The sequence below is a fragment of the Gordonia sp. SID5947 genome (assembly GCF_009862785.1).
Classification (GTDB): domain Bacteria; phylum Actinomycetota; class Actinomycetes; order Mycobacteriales; family Mycobacteriaceae; genus Gordonia.
In genome coordinates, this window is sequence record NZ_WWHU01000001.1 from 1,661,827 (window position 1) to 1,681,119 (window position 19,293).

18 protein-coding genes, 1 pseudogene and 1 riboswitch are annotated in these 19,293 nt (G+C 66.2%); of the genes and pseudogenes, 11 read left to right on the forward strand and 8 right to left on the reverse strand.

Annotation, left to right across the window (positions count from 1 at the left end):
- Positions 1-26: 26 nt before the first annotated feature.
- The 3 genes from GTV32_RS07670 to GTV32_RS07680 all read right to left on the reverse strand — a co-directional run bounded on the left by GTV32_RS07670 (position 27) and on the right by GTV32_RS07680 (position 2,924).
- Positions 27-1,094, reverse strand: a complete 1,068-nt coding sequence (locus GTV32_RS07670) for an adenosine deaminase (protein WP_161059632.1) — start codon at positions 1,092-1,094, stop codon at positions 27-29.
- A 67-nt stretch (positions 1,095-1,161) separates the two neighbouring features.
- Complete coding sequence (locus GTV32_RS07675) at positions 1,162-2,526, reverse strand: thymidine phosphorylase (RefSeq protein ID WP_161059633.1); 1,365 nt, start codon at positions 2,524-2,526, stop codon at positions 1,162-1,164.
- A complete protein-coding gene (locus tag GTV32_RS07680) occupies positions 2,523-2,924 on the reverse strand; it encodes a cytidine deaminase (protein ID WP_161059634.1) in 402 nt (133 codons plus the stop codon). The genes GTV32_RS07675 and GTV32_RS07680 overlap by 4 nt, the downstream gene beginning before the upstream one ends.
- A 224-nt stretch (positions 2,925-3,148) precedes the next feature.
- Here GTV32_RS07680 and sdhC point away from each other — a divergent pair, with 224 nt between their 5' ends.
- From sdhC to GTV32_RS07720, 8 genes and pseudogenes are all read left to right on the forward strand, one after another.
- The gene (gene sdhC, locus GTV32_RS07685; RefSeq protein WP_161059635.1) at positions 3,149-3,556 is read left to right on the forward strand and encodes a succinate dehydrogenase, cytochrome b556 subunit; all 408 of its coding nucleotides are present in this window, start codon (positions 3,149-3,151) and stop codon (positions 3,554-3,556) included.
- Between the two features lie 10 nt (positions 3,557-3,566).
- The gene (locus GTV32_RS07690) at positions 3,567-4,025 is read left to right on the forward strand and encodes a succinate dehydrogenase hydrophobic membrane anchor subunit (protein WP_161059636.1); all 459 of its coding nucleotides are present in this window, start codon (positions 3,567-3,569) and stop codon (positions 4,023-4,025) included.
- A 17-nt stretch (positions 4,026-4,042) separates the two neighbouring features.
- Positions 4,043-5,796: pseudogene (sdhA, locus tag GTV32_RS23805) on the forward strand (succinate dehydrogenase flavoprotein subunit).
- Positions 5,796-6,599: a succinate dehydrogenase iron-sulfur subunit gene (locus GTV32_RS07700; protein ID WP_161059637.1), complete on the forward strand. Its 804-nt coding sequence runs from the start codon at positions 5,796-5,798 to the stop codon at positions 6,597-6,599. The pseudogene sdhA and the gene GTV32_RS07700 overlap by 1 nt, the downstream one beginning before the upstream one ends.
- Positions 6,600-6,720: 121 nt before the next feature.
- Positions 6,721-7,110 (forward strand): hypothetical protein, encoded by a 390-nt coding sequence (locus tag GTV32_RS07705; RefSeq protein ID WP_161059638.1) that lies wholly within the window; start codon positions 6,721-6,723, stop codon positions 7,108-7,110.
- Between the two features lie 79 nt (positions 7,111-7,189).
- Positions 7,190-7,861 (forward strand): type 1 glutamine amidotransferase, encoded by a 672-nt coding sequence (locus tag GTV32_RS07710; RefSeq protein ID WP_343287247.1) that lies wholly within the window; start codon positions 7,190-7,192, stop codon positions 7,859-7,861.
- A gap of 157 nt (positions 7,862-8,018) precedes the next feature.
- Positions 8,019-9,044 (forward strand): adenosine deaminase, encoded by a 1,026-nt coding sequence (locus tag GTV32_RS07715; RefSeq protein WP_161062399.1) that lies wholly within the window; start codon positions 8,019-8,021, stop codon positions 9,042-9,044.
- An 82-nt stretch (positions 9,045-9,126) separates the two neighbouring features.
- Entirely contained in the window at positions 9,127-10,359 is a 1,233-nt protein-coding gene (locus GTV32_RS07720) for a D-alanyl-D-alanine carboxypeptidase family protein (RefSeq protein WP_343287438.1), read from the forward strand.
- Positions 10,360-10,380: 21 nt separating this feature from the next.
- On the opposite strand, the gene GTV32_RS07725 is transcribed toward GTV32_RS07720, so the two are convergent.
- The 3 genes from GTV32_RS07725 to GTV32_RS07735 are packed head-to-tail and all read right to left on the reverse strand — an operon-like array spanning position 10,381 to position 13,410.
- Positions 10,381-11,433 carry a YhjD/YihY/BrkB family envelope integrity protein gene (locus GTV32_RS07725; protein WP_343287248.1) on the reverse strand — a complete coding sequence of 351 codons (1,053 nt, stop codon included), beginning with the start codon at positions 11,431-11,433 and terminating at the stop codon, positions 10,381-10,383.
- 49 nt (positions 11,434-11,482) lie between these two features.
- Positions 11,483-12,517 (reverse strand): tryptophan--tRNA ligase, encoded by a 1,035-nt coding sequence (trpS, locus tag GTV32_RS07730; protein WP_161059640.1) that lies wholly within the window; start codon positions 12,515-12,517, stop codon positions 11,483-11,485.
- Positions 12,518-12,573: 56 nt separating this feature from the next.
- Positions 12,574-13,410, reverse strand: coding sequence for an exodeoxyribonuclease III (locus GTV32_RS07735; protein WP_161059641.1), 837 nt, complete (start codon positions 13,408-13,410; stop codon positions 12,574-12,576).
- Between the two features lie 113 nt (positions 13,411-13,523).
- Between GTV32_RS07735 and GTV32_RS07740 the strand changes: the two genes are divergently transcribed.
- Complete coding sequence (locus GTV32_RS07740) at positions 13,524-13,706, forward strand: (2Fe-2S)-binding protein (protein ID WP_161059642.1); 183 nt, start codon at positions 13,524-13,526, stop codon at positions 13,704-13,706.
- A 103-nt stretch (positions 13,707-13,809) separates the two neighbouring features.
- Complete coding sequence (gene bfr, locus GTV32_RS07745; protein ID WP_161059643.1) at positions 13,810-14,295, forward strand: bacterioferritin; 486 nt, start codon at positions 13,810-13,812, stop codon at positions 14,293-14,295.
- Positions 14,296-14,330: 35 nt separating this feature from the next.
- Here bfr and GTV32_RS07750 read toward each other — a convergent pair whose 3' ends face one another.
- A complete protein-coding gene (locus tag GTV32_RS07750) occupies positions 14,331-15,590 on the reverse strand; it encodes an MFS transporter (RefSeq protein ID WP_161059644.1) in 1,260 nt (419 codons plus the stop codon).
- A gap of 84 nt (positions 15,591-15,674) precedes the next feature.
- Positions 15,675-17,462, reverse strand: coding sequence for a PE-PPE domain-containing protein (locus GTV32_RS07755; protein ID WP_161059645.1), 1,788 nt, complete (start codon positions 17,460-17,462; stop codon positions 15,675-15,677).
- Positions 17,463-17,743: 281 nt separating this feature from the next.
- Positions 17,744-17,864, forward strand: a riboswitch (SAM riboswitch).
- Positions 17,865-17,926: 62 nt separating this feature from the next.
- Here GTV32_RS07755 and GTV32_RS07760 point away from each other — a divergent pair.
- Positions 17,927-19,252, forward strand: a complete 1,326-nt coding sequence (locus GTV32_RS07760) for a bifunctional o-acetylhomoserine/o-acetylserine sulfhydrylase (protein ID WP_161059646.1) — start codon at positions 17,927-17,929, stop codon at positions 19,250-19,252.
- The last annotated feature ends 41 nt before the right edge of the window (positions 19,253-19,293 follow it).

Here is a 19,293-nt window from a genome sequence, read left to right on the forward strand (position 1 = left end):
GTATCGAGGTCCCCCCTGCCGACCGGTCAGCCCAACAGCACCGCGTACCCGGGCTTGATCACGTCGTCGATGAGCGCCAGCCGCTCGTCGAAGTGGATGAACGCCGACTTCATCGCGTTCACCGTGAACCGCTCGAAATCTGCCCAGCCGTAACCGAACTGCTCGGCCAGCCGGTAGAACTCCTTGCTCATCGTGGTGTCACTCATGAGCCGATTGTCGGTGTTGACCGTGACCCGGAACCGCAGACGTGCGAGCACGTTGAAGGGATGCTCGGCGATGGAGCCGACCGCACCCGTCTGGACGTTCGAACTCGGGCACAGTTCCAACGGGATGCGCTTGTCCCGCACGATGTTCGCGATCTGCCCCAGCTCCGCGCCGTCGAACGACTCGGCGGCCAGGTCCGCCCCCACCGGCAACGTGATGTCGTCGATGACCCGGACGCCATGTCCGAGGCGGTCGGTGCCGCAGAAGGCGATCGCCTCGTGGATCGAGGGCAGCCCGAACGCCTCGCCGGCGTGGATCGTGAAGTGCGCGTTGTTCGCACGCATGAATTCGAAGGCATCGAGGTGGCGGGTGGGCGGATTGCCCGCCTCGGCGCCCGCGATGTCGAAACCTGCCACGCCGTCGTCCCGATAGCGCACCGCCAGTTCGGCGATCTCGCGCGAGCGGGCGGCGTGACGCATCGCGGTGACGAGGCATCGCACCACGATCGGGTTACCGCTGGCCGCGGCCTCCGCCTCGCCGTCCCGGAATCCCGCCAGCACCGCCTCGACCACCTCATCGAGCGTCATCCCGCGAGCGAGGTGTTGCTCGGGCGCATACCGCACCTCGGCGTAGACCACCCCGTCGGCAGCGAGATCCTGCACGCATTCGAGGGCTACCCGCCTCAGCGACGACGGTGTCTGCATCACCGCGACGGTGTGCGCGAACGTCTCGAGATAGCGCTCGAGCGAGCCGCTGTCGGCGGCATCGCGAAACCAGGCCGCCAGCGACTCCGCATCGTCGGCCGGTAGATCCGGATAGTCCACTTCGCGCGCGAGTTCGAGTACGGTCGCCGGTCGCAGACCGCCGTCGAGGTGATCGTGGAGCACCACCTTCGGGCGAGGGAGATGTTGGGGAGATCCAGCGGCCGCCCGGGCGGCGGGGTCGGGTCTGCGGGCGTCATGGACCGACGGTAACGCGGTCGGCGACGAGCGGCCTGGGTTGTGGTGCAGAATCTCCGATTCCGACCGCCGTCGTCAGTGCCGCTCGCGCCGCACCGAAACGGTCCGGTGTCTGCGTGTGCAGTGTGAACAGCGGGTCCCCGGCCCGCACGCGGTCGCCCGGCTTGGCGTGCAGCGTGATTCCCGCCTCGGCCTGCACCGACTCGTCGGCAACTGCACGTCCTGCGCCGAGCCGCCACGCCGCCACGCCGACCGCCATGGCGTCGAGCCGAGTCATGATGCCGGACTCGGCAGCGAGCACCGTCTCGGTGTGCCGCGCCCGAGGTAGCGGCGCGTCGGGATCGCCCCCCTGCGCAGAGATCATGGCGCGCCACGAGTCCATCGCGGCGCCGTTCGCCAGATGTTCGGCAGGGTCGGCATCAGTCAGTCCCGCCGCGTCGAGCATCTCGCGTGCCAGCGCGAGGGTGAGTTCGACGACGTCGGCCGGGCCACCGCCTGCGAGCACCTCCACCGACTCGGCCACTTCCAGCGCATTTCCGGCACACCGGCCGAGCGGGGTGTTCATGTCGGTCAACAACGCGGTGGTCGTCACACCGGCTGCCTCACCGAGCGCCACCATCGTCTCGGCGAGTTCGCGGCTCTGGTCCTGCGCCTTCAGGAACGCGCCGCTGCCGAACTTCACGTCGAGGACCAGTGCACCCGTGCCCTCGGCGATCTTCTTGCTCATGATCGAGCTGGCCACCAGTGGTATGGAGGCCACGGTCCCGGTGACGTCCCGGAGCGCATAGAGCCGGCGATCGGCAGGTGCGAGGTCGCCGCCTGCGGCACACACCACGGCACCGACCCGCTCGAGTTGCTCGGCCATCTCGGCCGGTCCGATGTCGGCCCGCCAGCCCGGGATCGACTCGAGTTTGTCCAGGGTCCCGCCGGTGTGGCCCAGCCCGCGGCCGGACAGCTGTGGCACGGCCACTCCGAACGATGCCACCAGCGGGGCCAACGGCAGGGTGATCTTGTCCCCGACCCCTCCGGTCGAGTGCTTGTCGACCGTCACCAACCGGCGACCGTCTCGCCGCAGGCCCGAGAAATCCATCCGCCGCCCGGATTCGATCATCGCGTGCGTCCACCGGGAGATCTCACGCCCGTTCATCCCACGCAGGAAGATCGCCATCAGAAGGGCCGACATCTGCTCCTCGGCGACGTGCGCCCCGCCGCCCGAACCGTGGGTGTACCTGTCGATCACCCAGTCGATCTGTGCGTCGGTCAGTTCGCCACCGTCCCGTTTCGTGGCGATCACCGAGATCGTGTCGATCACCTCGGTCTCCACGGCGTCGCGAGCGCGCCCTATCGACACGTCATCGTTCATCGGCCGGCCGCCAGATCGTCCGGACCGAACGCGTCGGGCAGCAGGTCACCCAACCTCGCCGCCCCACGCCGATGGTCCACCGCCAGTTCGGGGCCGGCGTGTTCGAGCAGCACCTGACGGCACCGCCCACAGGGCATGAGGATCTCGCCCCGGGAGTCGCAGACCGACACCGCGAGCAACCGGCCGCCTCCGGTGGCCACCAGGTGCGCGGCGAGCGCGACCTCGGCACAGATGCCGAGTCCGTATGAGACATTTTCCACATTGCAGCCCAGTACCACCCGACCGTCGTCGGTGAACGCCGCTGCGCCGACCGGGAACCCCGAGTATGGCGCATACGCCCGATCGGTCATCGATAATGCCTTGTCCCGCAACTGTTTCCAGTCAACCTCAGAGGCCAAATCGAACTCCTCACACTCATCACGGACGACCAGGATGTGGTATCCCCTACCAGTCGGAAACTTGGTAAGGCAAACCTAAGTCGAGATCAGTTGTCGCCCAAATCGGTTCGGGCAATTTATGCGCGGGGTCAGCATAGGTTTAAAGTCTCTTGCATGGGTCCACGGCCGAGCCTCATAATGCCGACTCGGCACATCCATCGACGCTGTTGGAGGCCAATTTCCCGATGAGCACCCCGACCGAGGTAGCACCCGACCCGGTGCGCAAACGCTCCCTGTATCGCGGCGACCCAGGCATGTGGTCGTGGGTGCTGCACCGGATCACCGGTGTCACCATCTTCTTCTTCTTGTTCGTCCACGTGCTGGACACCGCGGTCATCCGGATCGATCCGAACAAGTACTCCGAGGTCATCGAGACCTACAAGACGCCGATCATCGGCCTGATGGAGATCGCGCTCGTCGCGTGCGTGCTGTACCACGCATTCAACGGCGTCCGGATCATCCTGATCGACTTCTGGTCGAAGGGCCCCAAGTTCCAGCGTCAGATGCTGTGGGCGATCGTGACCATCTTCGTCATCGTGTTCGGCGCGGCGGCCATCCGCCTGCTGCAGATCCTGATCACCCACTCGTTTTAGGAGGCACCTGATGACTGCATCGCAAGCCGCTCCGGGTGCCGCCAAGACGCTGGGCACCGAGTACGACCGACCCGCAAGTCTGGACAACCCGCGGTCGCCGCGGATGCGCAAGGGCGGCAACTTCGAGAAGTACGCGTGGTTGTTCATGCGCTTCTCGGGCCTCGCCCTGATCATCCTGACCATCGGTCACATGTTCATCATGCTCGCGTGGGACGACGGTGTGCACCGCATCGACGCCTCGTTCGTCGCGGCGCGGTGGCGTGAGCCGTTCTGGCAGGTCTGGGACCTCACCATGCTGTGGCTCGCCCAGCTACACGGCGGCAACGGCGTGCGGACCGTGATCGCGGACTACTCGCGCAAGGACTCCACCCGATTCTGGCTGAACGTGCTGCTCGGCATCTCGATGATCCTGGTGCTCGTGCTCGGCACGTATGCCCTGCTGACCTTCGACGTGAACAGCGTCGGCTAGAGGAGATTGACAGACTTATGCAGGAACATCGCTACGACGTCGTCATCGTGGGTGCCGGCGGCGCCGGGATGCGCGCGGCAATCGAGTCCGCGCCCCGCGCCCGGACCGCGGTTCTGACCAAGCTGTACCCCACACGCAGCCACACGGGCGCCGCCCAGGGCGGTATGTGCGCCGCACTGGCGAACGTGGAAGAGGACAACTGGGAGTGGCACACCTTCGACACCGTCAAGGGCGGCGACTACCTCGCCGATCAGGACGCGGTCGAGATCATGGCCAAGGAGGCCATCGACGCGGTCCTCGACCTCGAGAAGATGGGGCTCCCCTTCAACCGGACCCCCGAGGGCAAGATCGATCAGCGTCGATTCGGCGGGCACACCCGTGATCACGGCAAGTCGCCGGTTCGTCGCGCATGCTATGCCGCCGACCGCACGGGTCACATGATCCTGCAGACGCTCTACCAGAACTGCGTCAAGAACGACGTCGAGTTCTTCAACGAGTTCTATGCCCTCGACATCTGCCTCGGTGAGAACGAGCACGGCGAGTCGGTGGCCACCGGTGTGGTCGCCTACGAGCTGTCGACCGGTGAGATCCACGTGTTCCACGCCAAGTCGATCGTGTTCGCGACCGGCGGTTCGGGACGTATGTACAAGACCACGTCCAATGCCCACACCCTGACGGGCGACGGCATGGGCATCGTCTTCCGCAAGGGACTTCCCTTGGAGGACATGGAGTTCCACCAGTTCCATCCGACCGGCCTGGCGGGCCTGGGGATTCTCATCTCCGAGGCGGTCCGCGGTGAGGGCGGCATCCTGCGCAATGTCGACGGCGAACGCTTCATGGAGCGGTACGCGCCGACGATCAAGGACCTCGCCCTCGCGACATCGTGGCCCGGTCGATGGTGCTCGAGGTCCTCGAAGGACGCGGTGCCGGACCGAACAAGGATTACGTCTACATCGACGTGACCCACCTCGGCGAGGAAGTGCTGAACGAGAAGCTCCCCGACATCACCGAGTTCGCCCGCACCTATCTCGGCGTCGACCCGGTGACCGAATACGTGCCGGTGTACCCGACCTGCCACTACGTGATGGGCGGCATCCCGACCAACATCGAGGGTCAGGTCCTGCGCAACAACGACGAGGTCGTGCACGGCTTGTACGCGGCCGGTGAGTGCGCGTGCGTCTCGGTGCACGGGGCCAATCGTCTCGGCACCAACTCACTGCTCGACATCAACGTGTTCGGCAGGCGCGCCGGTATCGCGGCCGCCGAATACGCCAACTCCGCTGACTTCGTCGATCTGCCGGACAGCCCGACCGCGATGGTCGACAACTGGCTGGAACTGATGCTGTCGGACCACGGTCACGAGCGCGTGGCCGACATCCGCACCGAGTTGCAGGCGACGATGGACAACAACGCCTCGGTGTTCCGCACCGAGGAGACGTTGAAGCAAGCCCTCACCGATGTCCACGCCCTCAAGGAGCGCTACTCCCACGTGCGAGTGCACGACAAGGGCAAGCGCTTCAACAGCGACCTGCTCGAGGCGATCGAGCTCGGCTTCCTGCTGGAGATGGCGGAGGTCACCGTCGTCGGTGCGCTCAACCGTAAGGAATCCCGCGGCGGTCACGCGCGCGAGGATTACCCCGACCGCGACGACGTCAACTACATGCGTCACACCATGGCTTACAAGAAGGGCACCGACCTTCTCTCCGACATCGAGCTGGATTACAAGCCGGTGGTGCAGACCCGCTACGAGCCGATGGAGCGTAAGTACTGATGACAGCGATCATGGAGAACCCCACGCCGGCCTCGGACGATCCGCCACTGCCTCCGGTACCCGACGAGGCCACGATGGTGACCTTGAAGATCTACCGGTTCAATCCGGAGAATCCGGATGCCCAGGGCTTCGAGAGCTTCCGCGTACCGGCATTGCCGACCGACCGCCTGCTCAACCTGCTGCTGTATGTGAAGGGTTACCTCGACGGCACCCTCACCTTCCGGCGCAGTTGCGCGCACGGCGTGTGCGGATCCGACGCCATGCGGATCAACGGCGTGAACCGCCTCGCCTGCAAGCTGCTGATGAAGGACATGCTCCCCGCCAAGAAGGGAGATGGGGACCGGTCCAAGGAGATCACCATCACCATCGAGCCCATCAAGGGCCTCCCGGTGGAGAAGGATCTCGTGGTGGACATGGAACCGTTCTTCGACGCGTACCGCGCCATCAAGCCGTTCCTCATCACCAGTGGCAACGAGCCGACCCGTGAACGCATCCAGAGCCAGCACGACCGCGCACGGTTCGACGACACCACCAAGTGCATCCTCTGCGCCTGCTGCACCACCAGCTGCCCGGTGTTCTGGAACGAGGGCAGCTACTTCGGTCCGGCCGCGATCGTGAACGCCCACCGGTTCATCTTCGACAGCCGCGACGAGGCCGCCGTCGAGCGTCTCGACATCCTCAACGACGTCGACGGTGTGTGGCGCTGCCGCACCACGTTCAACTGCACCGACGCGTGCCCCCGTGGCATTCAGGTGACCCAGGCGATCCAAGAGGTCAAGCGCGCGCTGATGTTCTCGCGCTGATCGATCCGCAGACTTCACTCTGCAGCCCCGACACCGCCCCTCCCGCAGCCCGGGAGGGGCGGTGTCGTCTTTGCCGAACCCGGCGACGGAACCGTGGCACGGCGCGGTGCGTCCAATCGCCATGACTCGAACACGACTCGTGATCGCCGGACTCATCCTGACCCTCGCGTGCGGTGCACCGTCTGTTGACGCGAGCGCTCGGCAGCCCGGCCACGGCGACCGCGTGACCGTGGTCCTCACGTCGGATCGCCAGTTCAACAGCGCGGTGAGCTGGTATGACAGTCGCAACAAGCTGCGCAGCCAGGGCGACGTCGCGCTCGTCCGGTATGACCATGAGACACACCTGTGGGCGGGCTCGATCGTCTACACCAGCCGTGTTCGTCACCAGAAGGTCGACACCCTCTTCCAATCGAACGGACGATTCGCACGATGCGCCGTCTGGGTGAACGCGAAGAAGATCCGCGAGAAAACCGCGCGCGCTCCGCGCTTCGCCACCGCCTATTGCCGCTGACTTTTCACGCCCGGCCTCCGGGCGCACCCGGGCCCGAACCCTTAAACTGTGCCCACTGCGCACAAACCGGAGGAGCGACGTGCCGACGATACTCGAACTCCGACATGCCGAATGCGAGTCTCCGGGTGCATATGCCGCCGGTCTTGCCGACGTCGCGGACATCCATACGGTCCGGGCGTGGCGTGAACCCATCCCCCACGACCCCAGCTCGTATGCCGCCATCATCGTCATGGGTGGGCCGATGGGCGCCGACGACGGTCCACGCCTCCCATGGATCGACGACGAGATCGGCCTGCTCCGGCGCGCGAGCGCATCGGACACGCCGATCTGGGCGGTCTGCCTCGGTTCCCAACTGCTCGCCGCCGCTCTCGGTTCCGAGATCTCCACCGGGCCCGCACCCGAGATCGGGCTGCTCGACGTCTCGCTGACCGAGGACGGCCGGCGAGATCCGGTGTGGTCATCTCACCCCGACCCCGTCGTCGAGGTCCTGCAATGGCATTTCGACACGTTCTCGCTTCCACCGGGAGCGGTCCGGCTCGCCTCGTCCCCCGCCTACCCGAATCAGCTCTTCCGACACGGCCACAGCTACGGGATCCAGTTCCACCTCGAGGTCGGGTCCGCTCAGCTCGCCGAATGGCTCGATGTCCCGAGTACCGCGCGGAGCTCGACACCGTGCTCGGCCCGGGTGGCGTCGAGAGAGTCGTGGCCGATGTCGCCCGCGCGGAATCGGTCACGCATCCGCTCGCGGTGACCGCGATCCGTCGATGGTTCGACCTGACGGTCTCCGGTGACGCAGGCGGTCTCCGGTGACGCGGGTGGGTTCGGATGACGCGGGCCGTCGACGACCCGCGTTCGCCCGGCCGACCCGCGTGGGCGGAGACCGATCGAGTGGCCCGAGCCGGTCCCGTATCGCCACGCTCCCCAAAGTCGAACTGCACCTGCACATCGAGGGAACCCTGGAACCCGAACTCGTCATGGAACTCGCTCGCGCGGGCGGCATCACCCTGCCGTACCGCGACGCAGACGAACTACGGGCACGGTATGCGTTCGACGACCTGCAGTCCTTCCTCGACATCTACTACGAGAACCTCGTCGTGCTGCGTGGTCGCGGCGACTTCGCACAGCTCGCCCATGCCTATGCCGCCCGCGCCCACGAGGCAGGCGTCGTGCACGCCGAGGTGTTCTTCGATCCGCAGGCACACCTTGTCCGGGGAGTACCCCTCGTCGACGTCGTCGACGGGCTGGTGGACGGCTTCGAGCAGGCTCGCGCGGAGTTCGGCATCACGGCCGACCTGATCGCCTGTTTCCTCCGGGACCGGCCGGTGACAGAGGCGCTCACGACGCTCGACGAATTGATCGCCCTCGAAGCGCCGATCATCGGGGTCGGACTCGATTCCGCGGAAGTCGGCAATCCCGCGTCCCGGTTCGCCGAGGTCTTCGATCGCGCGAAGCGAGCAGGCCTGCGCTCGGTCGCACACGCGGGCGAGGAGGGCGGACCCGACTCGATCCGCCAGGCGCTCGACGATCTGGGCGTCGAGCGCATCGACCACGGCATCCGCAGCATCGACGATCCGCTTCTCTTGTCACGTCTGGCGGATCAACGGACGCGACTCACGATCTGCCCACTGTCGAATGTGCATCTGAACGCCGTCGCCGACATCGCATCACACCCGTTGCCGGCACTCATCGAGGCCGGGCTCCATGTGACCATCAACTCCGACGACCCTGCCTACTTCGGCGGTTACATCGACCGGAACTACGACGTCGTCGTCGACGCGTTCGGTCTCGACGACGAAGCGGTGGCGGCCCTCGCTCACAACGCCGTCGACGCCAGCTTTCTGCCGGACACCCGCAAGCGTGAAATCCGCACGCGCATTGACGAATGGCTCTCCGTCCCGGAGTCCGGCGCAGTCCCCGGCCGGCTCCGGTGGTAGCGTCCGATCGGTGACTGTGGGGATCGATCGCCGGTCGTGCGGACATGGGATCGCGCGCATCGTCCTGGCGGCCTGCGTCTCGATCGCACCGCTCCTCGGGCACCCGCTACCCGCGAATGCGGCCCCGCCACCCGTCACCACACCTGTCACCGATCACTGCCCGCACAGGGTCTCGCCTCCGCCTGCCGTGGACACCTCCGAAGTGGTCGCGCCGGGCATGTCCGCTCCCGGTCCCCTCCCGGTACCGGACCCACCGATCGGCGGCACCCGCCTCGGTGCATGCGGCGTGGTGGCCGACCCGGGTCTCGGCGCGGTACCGGAACGGCTGACCTCGGCGGGATGGCTGATCGCCGACCTCGACACCGGGAAGATCATCGCGGCCAAGGATCCGCACGGCCGATACCGCCCGGCGTCGACCATCAAGGTGTTGTTCTCGCTGGTGATTCTCGACGCGATCGACCGGGGCACAATGGATCTCGACACCATCGTCACCGCAGCCCCGGAGGACTGGAGCGCCGAAGGCGATTCGTGCGGGATGGGCCCCGGTGGCCGCTACACCAACCGCGACCTACTGACCGGACTGATGGTGGTATCGGGAAACGACTGTGCCAGTGCGCTGGCTCGGCAACTCGGCGGTGTGACGGCGACTCTCACCGCGATGAACGACAGGGCACGTGCACTCCAGGCGCTCGACACCCACGCGTCCACGCCGTCGGGCCTGGACGCCGCGGGCATGTCCACCTCACCTTACGATCTCGCGATCATCTACCGAGAGGCCATGCGCAACAGCCTCTTCCGCGAGCTCATCGCATTGCACGATTATCGTTTCCCGGGCTATCCGAAGCGTCCTGACGTGCCTGGCGACAAGGACCACCCGAGTTACCTCATGCAGACGTCGAATCACCTGTTGCTCGACGGCTACCCGGGCATGCTGGGCGGCAAGACCGGATACACCGACGATGCACAGAAGACGTTTGTCGGGGCGGCCGAGCGTGACGGCAGACGTGTGGTGATCGTGCAGATGTACGGACTGACCGTCGAGTCGGACTCCTACTGGGATCAGGCCGAATCCATGTACGACTACGGCTTTCGCGCACCGCCGGATACCGAGGTGGGCCGCCTGGTCACCGCGCGCACCCGCGAATCCGCCGCGCCGATCACGTCGGCGGCGGCTCCGAAGGCCGCGCACGCCCTGCCGTCGACGGGTACAGATCATCCGGACAGTTGGTCGATCCGAATCCTGGTGGGCCTCTGTGCCGCGCTGATCGCCATCGGTCTCCTGCTGTTTGCCCTGAGGCTGTTCGCCAGGCGATGACCGCCCCGACGGGCCGTGACCTCAGCGGCGCAGCAGCCACCCGACGAATCCGCTGAGGGCGGCGGCGATGCCGGCGACCGCGACCAGAGTGGCGGGCCTGGCCGCTGGGTTGACCTGATAGTTCGGCGAGACGACCACCGGCGGCAGCGGCTGGTCCTCCTCGGTGACCTGGAATTCCTCGTTGATCGGATCGGTGGCGCACCAGGCCGCGGCATACAGCACGATCCGGGACGCGAGGTAGGCGAACACCAGCAAGCCGATGATGGGGCCGAATGCCACACCTGCCGGACCGCTCAGGACCGACTGTAGGTAGATGCCACCCACGGTCTTGACGATCTCGAAAGCGACCGCCGTGAGCAGCCCGGCCTTCAGAGTATTCCGGAAGGGCAACTGCACCAACGGGAGTCGCGACATCACGAAGGTGAACAGCAGCCATGTCGCCATGACCGAGACGATGATGGACGTCGTCCGGACGACCGCCGGTGCCCACGAGGCGTCCTCGAGGCCGACCCACGACAACACCTCGGTCGTGAGGCCGGAGTTGCCGAGGGCGGTGAGCGCCATCGTGCCCGCGAAGGCGATGCCGAGCACGACGAAGGTGACGAGGTCCCAGACCTTCGACATGACCGCGTTGCGGCTGACGCGGCCGCCCCACATCTCGGTCATGCCCAGTCGGACGCCGGAGATCCAGCCGATGCCGGTGAAGGCGGCGCCGACCAGACCGACGATGCCGACCGCGGCGCGGGAGGAGATCGCCGAGTCGATGAGGTCGCTGACCTGGTCCCCCAGCCCTTCGGGCATGTTCTCGACGACCGCATCCTGCAGTTCTTTCAGGAGTTCCGGCTGATTCGCCAGAACGAAACCGGCGATCGCGAACACGACCATCACGATGGGTACGAGCGCGAGAATGCCGTTGAAGCTGATGCTCGCCGCATACAGATTGCCGCGCCGGTCGTTGTACCGCTGCACCGTCTGGATGAGGTGCTCCAACCAGGTCCAGCGTTCACGCGCCTGGGCGAAGGCACTCTTGCCGCGTGCGACCGCCGCTTTTCCGGAATCCACCATCGAACTCACCTGTACCGCCTCCTCATCGGATCACGGGGTCAGTCGGAACAACGGCTGATCACCCTTCCGGTGCCAGGAAACCCACTTTGTCATAGACCGATGCCAGCGTGGCCGAAGCGACCGATCGCGCGCGTGCCGCCCCGCGGGCCAGGATGTCGTCGAGGTGCGCCGGGTCGTCCATGTATTCGGCGACCCGTCCACGCAACGGGGTGACGAACTCGGTGAGCACGTCTGCGGTGTCAACCTTCAAGTCGCCGTAGCCCTTTCCCTGATACTTGTCGACCAGGACGTCGACCGGGGTACCGGAGAGCGCGGACTGGATGGTGAGCAGGTTGCTGACGCCGGGCTTCTCCTGCGGGTCGAAACGGATGTCGGTTCCCGTGTCGGTGACCGCGGAGCGGATCTTCTTGGCGGACTTCTTGGGTTCGTCGAGCAGATTGATGAGGCCCCGGTCGGACTCGGCGGACTTGCTCATCTTGGCGGTCGGGTTCTGGAGATCGTAGATCTTGGCGAACTCCGTGACGATGTAGGCCTCGGGGACCTTCAGGACCTTGCCGAACCTCGAGTTGAAACGCTGCGCGAGATCGCGCGTGAGTTCGAGGTGCTGACGCTGATCCTCCCCGACCGGCACGCGATCCACCGCGAAGGCGAGGATGTCGGCGGCCATCAGGATCGGGTAGGTGAACAGCCCGACGCCTGCCGCATCGGTGCCCTGCTTGGCCGACTTGTCCTTGAACTGGGTCATCCGGCTCGCCTCACCGAAACCCGTGATGCAGGACAGCACCCAGGTGAGTTGAGCGATCTCCGGGACATGCGATTGCACGTAGATGGTCGACCGCTCCGGGTCCACGCCGACCGCGAGCAGTTGCGCCACGCTACGGCGCGTACGGTCACGGAGTTCGGCCGGCTCGTAGGGCACGGTGATCGCGTGCATGTCCGGGATGAAGTAGAACGCCTCGAAGTCGTCTTGCAACGCCACCCACTGGCGTACGGCCCCGAGGTAGTTCCCCAGGTGGAAGGAATCGCTGGTCGGCTGGATACCCGACAGCACGCGCGGCCGTGATGCGCCGGTGTGGGTGACGTCGCTGCTCATGCCTCCAGTTTCGCAGATGCCCGCGACCGATTTCCGGCAGAGGTCGGCGCCACCCCTCAGTCGTAGACCACGGTCATCGGAGCGTGATCCGACCATCGGAGGTCGTAGGCCGCGGCGCGGTCGACCGTCGCCTTGACCGCGCGACGTGCCAGCGCCCGGTTGGCCAGTTGATAGTCGATCCGCCAGCCGGAGTCGTTGTCGAAGGCCTTACCCCGCCACGACCACCAGGTGTACGGCCCCTCCTCGTCGGGAGCGAGATCCCGCGCCACATCCGACCAGCCCTGCTCCAGCAGGTCGCCGACCCACGCCCGCTCGTGCGGTAGGAAGCCCGGACTCTTCCGATTGCCCTTCCAGTTCTTGATGTCGGCCTCGGCGTGGGCGATGTTCCAGTCACCGCCGACCACCACCTGCCGCCGACGCCGCGCGAGTCTCCGCAGGTGTTCACCGAACTCGTCGAGAAACCGCACCTTCTCGTCGAACTTGGCGATGTCTTTCGGCTCGGCGGTCGCGGCCGCACCCTTGGGCAGGTAGAGGCTGGCCACCGTGAGTGGCTCCGCGGTCCCCTCGACATCCACTTCGAGATACCGCCCGGTCCGGTCGAATTCTGCGCTGCCGAACCCGATCCGGACCGGTCCGATCGGCAGGCGACTCAGTACGCCGACCCCGGCGTGGCCCTTCACCTCCGACGAACTCATCGCGAGGGCCCAACCGTCGTCGAGTGCCGGGGCGAGCGCCTCTCGTGCCTGCTCTTCGTCGGCACGAACCTCTTGGAGAAGGACGACGTCGACGGCCGCGTCGGCCAGCCAGGCGAGCAGACCCCGATTGGCCTCGGAACGGTGTTTCACCGCGGCCCGGATGCCGTTGACATTGACGGTGCTGATCGTGATGGACACAGCAGTCGAGGGTACTGCCCGTTGTGGTGCGTCCGTACCAGAGGTAAGCCAACCCTTGCCATCGGTCCTGCTTTATGTAACCCTTACCTAACTGACCTGAAGAGGTGAAGACAATGTTCGTTTGCATCTGCCGCGCGGTGACCGAAGACGAGGTCCACGAGCACTGCTCGTCGGGCGCGATGTCCGTGGATGCCATCGGCGAACGTTGCGGTGCGGGCGAAGGCTGCGGCACCTGCCTCGAACGACTTCACGAGATCGTCAGCGAAAGGATTGCCACCGCCACCACCGCTGCATGACGGACGTCTTCTGACGTCGATTCGACACCCTCGTGCCGGAAGCCCGGCACGGGGCCTTTGTGCGTGCTACGTTCCTCTTACCACGGCGAACGGAGACACGGTCATGCGCGGCGACGACGAGGTGATCGCACTGCTCAACGAACAGCTCACCAGTGAGCTGACGGCGATCAACCAGTACTTCCTGCATTCCAAGATGCAAGCCAACTGGGGGCTCACCGAGATCGCGAGCAAGTCACGCGCGGAGTCCATCGAGGAGATGCATCACGCGGAGACCCTGACCGACCGCATCCTGTTCCTCGAAGCGCTCCCGAACTACCAGAAGATCCTGCCGCTGCGCATCGGCCAGACGCTGCGCGAGCAGTTCGAGTCGGACATGGCCGTCGAGATCGAGGTCGTCGAGCGCCTGCGCCCAGGTATCTCGATGTGCCGCGCCAAGGGCGACATCACCAGCGCGAAGATCCTCGAGGACATCCTGAAGGACGAAGAGGATCACATCGACTACCTCGAGACGCAGCTCGAGTTGATGGACAAGCTCGGCGAACAGCTCTACCTGTCGAAGACGGTCGCCACCCCGCCGACCGTCGGCTGAGTTCGCGCCCAGAGATCTCTGCAGCTCCGACCCGCCTACGCGGACACGCTCACCCGCTCCGTCGGCGGTTCTGACAGGTTCCGATTCCGCGTCGCGCGCCGTTGCGTGATCAACGCGAGCGCGAGAACGAGGAGTCCGGCGATTGCCAGAAGGGCACCGAGCATCGAGGGCGCCCGATAGCCATGACCCGCGGCGATCACCACGCCGCCCAGCCATGCACCGAGCGCGTTGGCGATGTTGAGGGCGGAATGGTTCAGTGCCGCGGCGAGCGTCTGCGCATCGTCGGCGACATCCATCAGCCTGGTCTGCAGAGCCGGGATCGTGGACGCTCCCGACAACCCGATCGCAAAACTCAGAAACATTGCGGCCCAGGCATTCTGCAACGTCAACGCGAACAACGCGAGTGATGTACCGGTGGCCACCAGACCGATCAGGATGCCGAGCGGCACACTGCGGTCGGCCAAGATTCCCCCGGCGACGTTCCCGACCACCATGCCGAGGCCGAACAGCATGAGCGCAAACGGGACCAACGACACCGAGATACCGGTCACGTTTGTCAACGCCGAATTGAGATACGTGTAGAACGCGAACATGCCGCCGAAGCCGACCACCCCGATCAGCAGGGTGAACCACACCTGCGGTCGCGCCAACGCCCCGAGTTCCGTCACGGGATTGGTCACCGGCATGTCGGCCAGATCGGGAAGATTCCGTACGAGAGCGACGATGGTCGCAAGACCGATCACCACCACGAGCGCGAACGCGACGCGCCACCCCAGCGATTCGCCGAGCCAGGTGGCCATCGGAACGCCGAGCACATTGGCCACCGACAGTCCGAGCATCACCTTGCCGACCGCCTTCGCCCGATCACGCGGGCCTGCGAGGTGGGCGGCAACCAGGGCCGCCACCCCGAAGTACGCACCGTGCGGAAGGCCCGCCACGAATCTCGCGGCGATCAGCAATCCATAAGTCGGCGCGAGCACGGTCGCGAGATTGCCGACGGTGAACGCGACCATCAGCCCGATGAGCAACGTGCGGCGGGACATGCGCGCGGTGAGTGCCGCGATCAGCGGCGCACCGACGACCACTCCCAGTGCGTACGCCGAGATGACATGACCGGCAGTGGGCTCGCTGACGCCAAGGGTGTCGGCGATGTTGGGCAGCAAGCCCATCGCGACGAACTCGGTGGTCCCGATGCCGAACCCACCGAGGGCAAGGGCAAGGATCGCCCACCGACGAATGGATCGCTGCGGTCGTGTGGAAGACACCTGAGTGAGGCCGGGGGCTGAGGACACCATTTCTCCAACCTCGGCCGGCCGCGTGCTGATTCCACGAATGGGAGGTGAGTTCGTTCACACGGACCGCCCCGCCTCAGGTGCCGGCTACTCGCCACCGTCGCCGGCATCGCCCGATTCCGAACCTCTTGTGCCGCCACCGCCGGTGCTCGCGGTGGCGGCCGGTCCAGTCCCACTGTCGTCTCCGCCGCCGGTGTCGCCAGGTGTGGTGTCACCGGCGCCGGCGTTCGTGGATCCCGGCTCAGCGCCACCCGTGCCGGCGGGGCCGGTGGGGCCGGTGGGGCCGGTTTCTGAGGCGTCGGGTTCTGACGTGGCCGAACCGGCGTCACCACCCGCGGAATCCGCCGTCGACGAGCTCGGTTCCGAAGCCGCGGGCGGGGTGTACGTGGATTCGTCGGGGCCGGCACCCGCCGTGGCATCCCCTGCAGTGGAACCGTCTGTCCCGGACGTCGCGGACGACCCCTCCGATGCCGGTCCATCAGAAGCAGTGGAGGAATCCCGGTCCGCGGAGGCGCTCACCGACCGACCGCCCTGCGCTGCCGGGACGTCGTCGACGGTGGCAACAGCTCGCAGGACCGCGGCTTGCCTCGCCGCGGACGACTCGTTCGTGGAACCGGCACCGAGCGCCGACGACGTGGGTGCGGCAACCGTCATCTGTGGGCCGGAGAACTGCGCGGCCAGGAATCGCACAAAGTTCACCGGCGCCAGGACGATGCTCTTCGCGCTCGCGGCGAGCGCGAGGACGCCTGCCCTGACCTCGTCGGGCGCCCGGTTCACGATGCCGTCCACGATGGACTGGAAGACGAACAGGTCCGGGAGGTACGCGCCATAACCGAGGTCGGGCAGCTGCGGCAGCCGCTCCTGAACGAGACGAACCAACGGCTGCAGGTTCGACAGCGCGATGCCGTCGGGGAGATCGACGGTCCAACGGCCTGCGAGGAAGTCGGGGATCTGGTCGCCGTCGACACCGATGGCCTCCGCCCCCTGACGGATCACGCCGACGATCGCGGAATCCTGCGGCACGATGCAGGTGGTCGTGGAACCGGGCTCGCATTCGGTCGTCGGCCACTCGGCCGGGTCCAGATACATGCGGTACGGATAGTAGTTGTGCTTGGTGAAGTAGCCCACCAGGCCGTCGATCGCACCGATCGGATCATGCAGCGGATCCGGTAGGTCGCAGATCGGATCCCCGTCCGCGCACACCGTGGTCACCGGGATGGACCCGAAGCCACCCTGGCGCGGACCGGTCATCGTCAAGCCGGGGATCACCCCGATCAACGCCACCTCGATGCCCTCGCCGTCGACGGTCCCGTCCCGGCGCGGGTCGGCGTAGAGCTCGCCGGAGATCTGCGTGGTGTCGATGACGCGGGTCACCGGAACCCCGTTCTCGTCGAGCACGGGGTTCCCGTCCTCGTCCAACAGCACACCGTCGACCTCCCCGCCTCTGCCGAGGTCGGCGAGGACATCGCCGGCGACTCGGGCACCCTGCGAGTACCCGGCGACGACGACGGGTCGCGGACCACATGACTCCTGATAGGTCGCGATCGCGGATCGCGTCGCGGCCGTGCCCTGCGCGACGCTGTCGTCATACCCGGCCGCGCCCAACGGCCACAGCGTCGTCGGGTAATCGGCATAGATGACCTGGTAGGGGTCATCCGCATATTCGGTGTCGTCGGCGGTGCCGAGCTCGTTGTCCAGCCCGGTGCCGCTGTATCGCTGCTCGATTCCCACCATCGCCTTGCCGTCGGGATCATTCGTCCCGCCGACGATGACGACCGCTCCCCCGCCGCACTCGGTGGCGTTGGCCGCGCCGACGGCCCCGGGCACACAGAACGCCGCGACGACGGCGAGGCTCGCGCCCACGGCGACCGACACGGCAGACAGACGGTGAGGCAAGCGATAGCGACTCGTCATGCTGAGGCCCTTCGTCTGACCTGGCGCACATCGGACCGGATGCGCGGCCCAGGGCTGGCCACAGACTAGATCCGCTATCTCAAAACACGTATCGTATTTAGTTTGGCTAAGGACTGTCAGCTGGGCTTTCACCGGCACATCGCGACAAGTTCATTCTTTCGGAGGACACCTGTCATCAGATCGGATCAGCGCGATCAGGACGGTTCCCGGGTCTCCGAGACCGTGTTATATCCTTGACGCCAGGTCATGAGCATCAGCGCAAAGCCCCGGCTTGCTGATCGGCAACCCTCCATCCGCGGTGGGGTGCTCCGGGTGATGACCGGGTTGAGGAACGCGCCACGTGTTCCCCGGCAAGCGCGGGTCCGAAGGTCGGACCCCACCAGGGTCGTTGCACCCTGCCGACCGTAGAAAGCGATGACACAGTCATGTCTGACGCCCCCGAAGACACCAATCCAGTCGACACCTGGAGCTTCGAGACCAAACAGATCCACGCGGGACAGACCGCCGATCCGACCACCAATGCTCGAGCGCTGCCGCTGTACCAGACCACCTCGTACGTGTTCAACGACACGCAGCACGCGGCCAACCTCTTCGGACTCGCCGAGCCGGGCAACATCTACACCCGGATCATGAATCCGACCCAGGACGCCGTCGAACAGCGGATCGCCGCACTCGAAGGCGGCGTCGCAGCTCTGCTGGTGGCATCCGGTCAGGCGGCCGAGACCTACGCGATCCTCAACATCGTCGAGAACGGTGGGCACGTCGTGTCCAGCCCGCGTCTCTACGGCGGTACCTACAATCTCTTCCACTACACCCTGCCGAAGCTCGGTATCGAGGTGTCGTTCGTCGACGACCCGGAAGATCTCGATTCCTGGCAGGCGGCGATCAAGGACAACACGCGCGCGGTGTTCGGCGAGACGATATCCAACCCGAACAACGAGATCCTCGACATCGAGGGGATCGCCGAGGTGGCGCACCGCAACCAGTTGCCGTTGATCGTCGACAACACGGTCGCCACGCCCTACCTGCTCAATCCGCTGGCGCACGGCGCCGACATCGTCGTGCACTCGGCAACCAAGTACATCGGCGGCCACGGCACCGCGATCGGCGGCGTGATCGTCGACGGCGGCACCTTCGACTGGCGGGCGCAGCGCGACGGCAATGATCTCTTCCCCGGGTTCACCACCCCGGACGCGAGCTATCACGGCGCGGTCTTCGCAGACCTCGGCGCACCCGCCTTCGCCCTGAAGGCACGCGTTCAGTGGCTGCGCGACACCGGTGCCGCCATCTCCCCGTTCAACGCCTTCCTGCTGGCGCAAGGGCTCGAGACCCTGAGTCTGCGCGTCGAGCGCCATGTGTCCAACGCGCAGCGGATCGCCGAGTTCCTCGATCAGCATGCCCAGGTGGAATCCGTTGCGTACGCCGGACTCTCGTCGTCGGCCTGGTACGAGCGCGGGCAGAAGCTGCTCCCCAAGGGGCAGGGCGCGATCGTCTCGTTCGAGATCACCGGTGGGGTCGACGCCGGCAAGAGCTTCGTGGACGCCCTGACACTGCACAGTCACGTCGCGAACATCGGTGACGTACGGTCGCTGGTGATCCATCCGGCATCCACCACGCACAGCCAACTGACACCCGAGGAACAGGCCGCCGCGGGTGTGACGCCCGGACTGGTACGCCTGGCCGTGGGAATCGAGGGCATCGACGACATCGTCGCCGACCTCGAGCAGGGGTTCGCGGCGGCCGCACGATAACACCGGAGATCAACGGAGACAGGGGAACCGAGGTGCAGCGC

Bases quoted from the DNA above. Each gene is read 5' to 3' on its own strand.
- GTV32_RS07700 (WP_161059637.1), top strand. From the start codon at position 5,796: ATGACAGCGATCATGGAGAACCCCACGCCGGCCTCGGACGATCCGCCA.
- GTV32_RS07705 (WP_161059638.1), top strand. From the start codon at position 6,721: ATGACTCGAACACGACTCGTGATCGCCGGACTCATCCTGACCCTCGCG.
- trpS (WP_161059640.1), bottom strand. From the start codon at position 12,517: ATGAGCAGCGACGTCACCCACACCGGCGCATCACGGCCGCGCGTGCTG.
- GTV32_RS07740 (WP_161059642.1), top strand. From the start codon at position 13,524: ATGTTCGTTTGCATCTGCCGCGCGGTGACCGAAGACGAGGTCCACGAG.
- GTV32_RS07760 (WP_161059646.1), top strand. From the start codon at position 17,927: ATGTCTGACGCCCCCGAAGACACCAATCCAGTCGACACCTGGAGCTTC.
- GTV32_RS07675 (WP_161059633.1), bottom strand. From the start codon at position 2,526: ATGAACGATGACGTGTCGATAGGGCGCGCTCGCGACGCCGTGGAGACC.
- GTV32_RS07750 (WP_161059644.1), bottom strand. From the start codon at position 15,590: ATGGTGTCCTCAGCCCCCGGCCTCACTCAGGTGTCTTCCACACGACCG.
- sdhC (WP_161059635.1), top strand. From the start codon at position 3,149: ATGAGCACCCCGACCGAGGTAGCACCCGACCCGGTGCGCAAACGCTCC.
- GTV32_RS07690 (WP_161059636.1), top strand. From the start codon at position 3,567: ATGACTGCATCGCAAGCCGCTCCGGGTGCCGCCAAGACGCTGGGCACC.
- bfr (WP_161059643.1), top strand. From the start codon at position 13,810: ATGCGCGGCGACGACGAGGTGATCGCACTGCTCAACGAACAGCTCACC.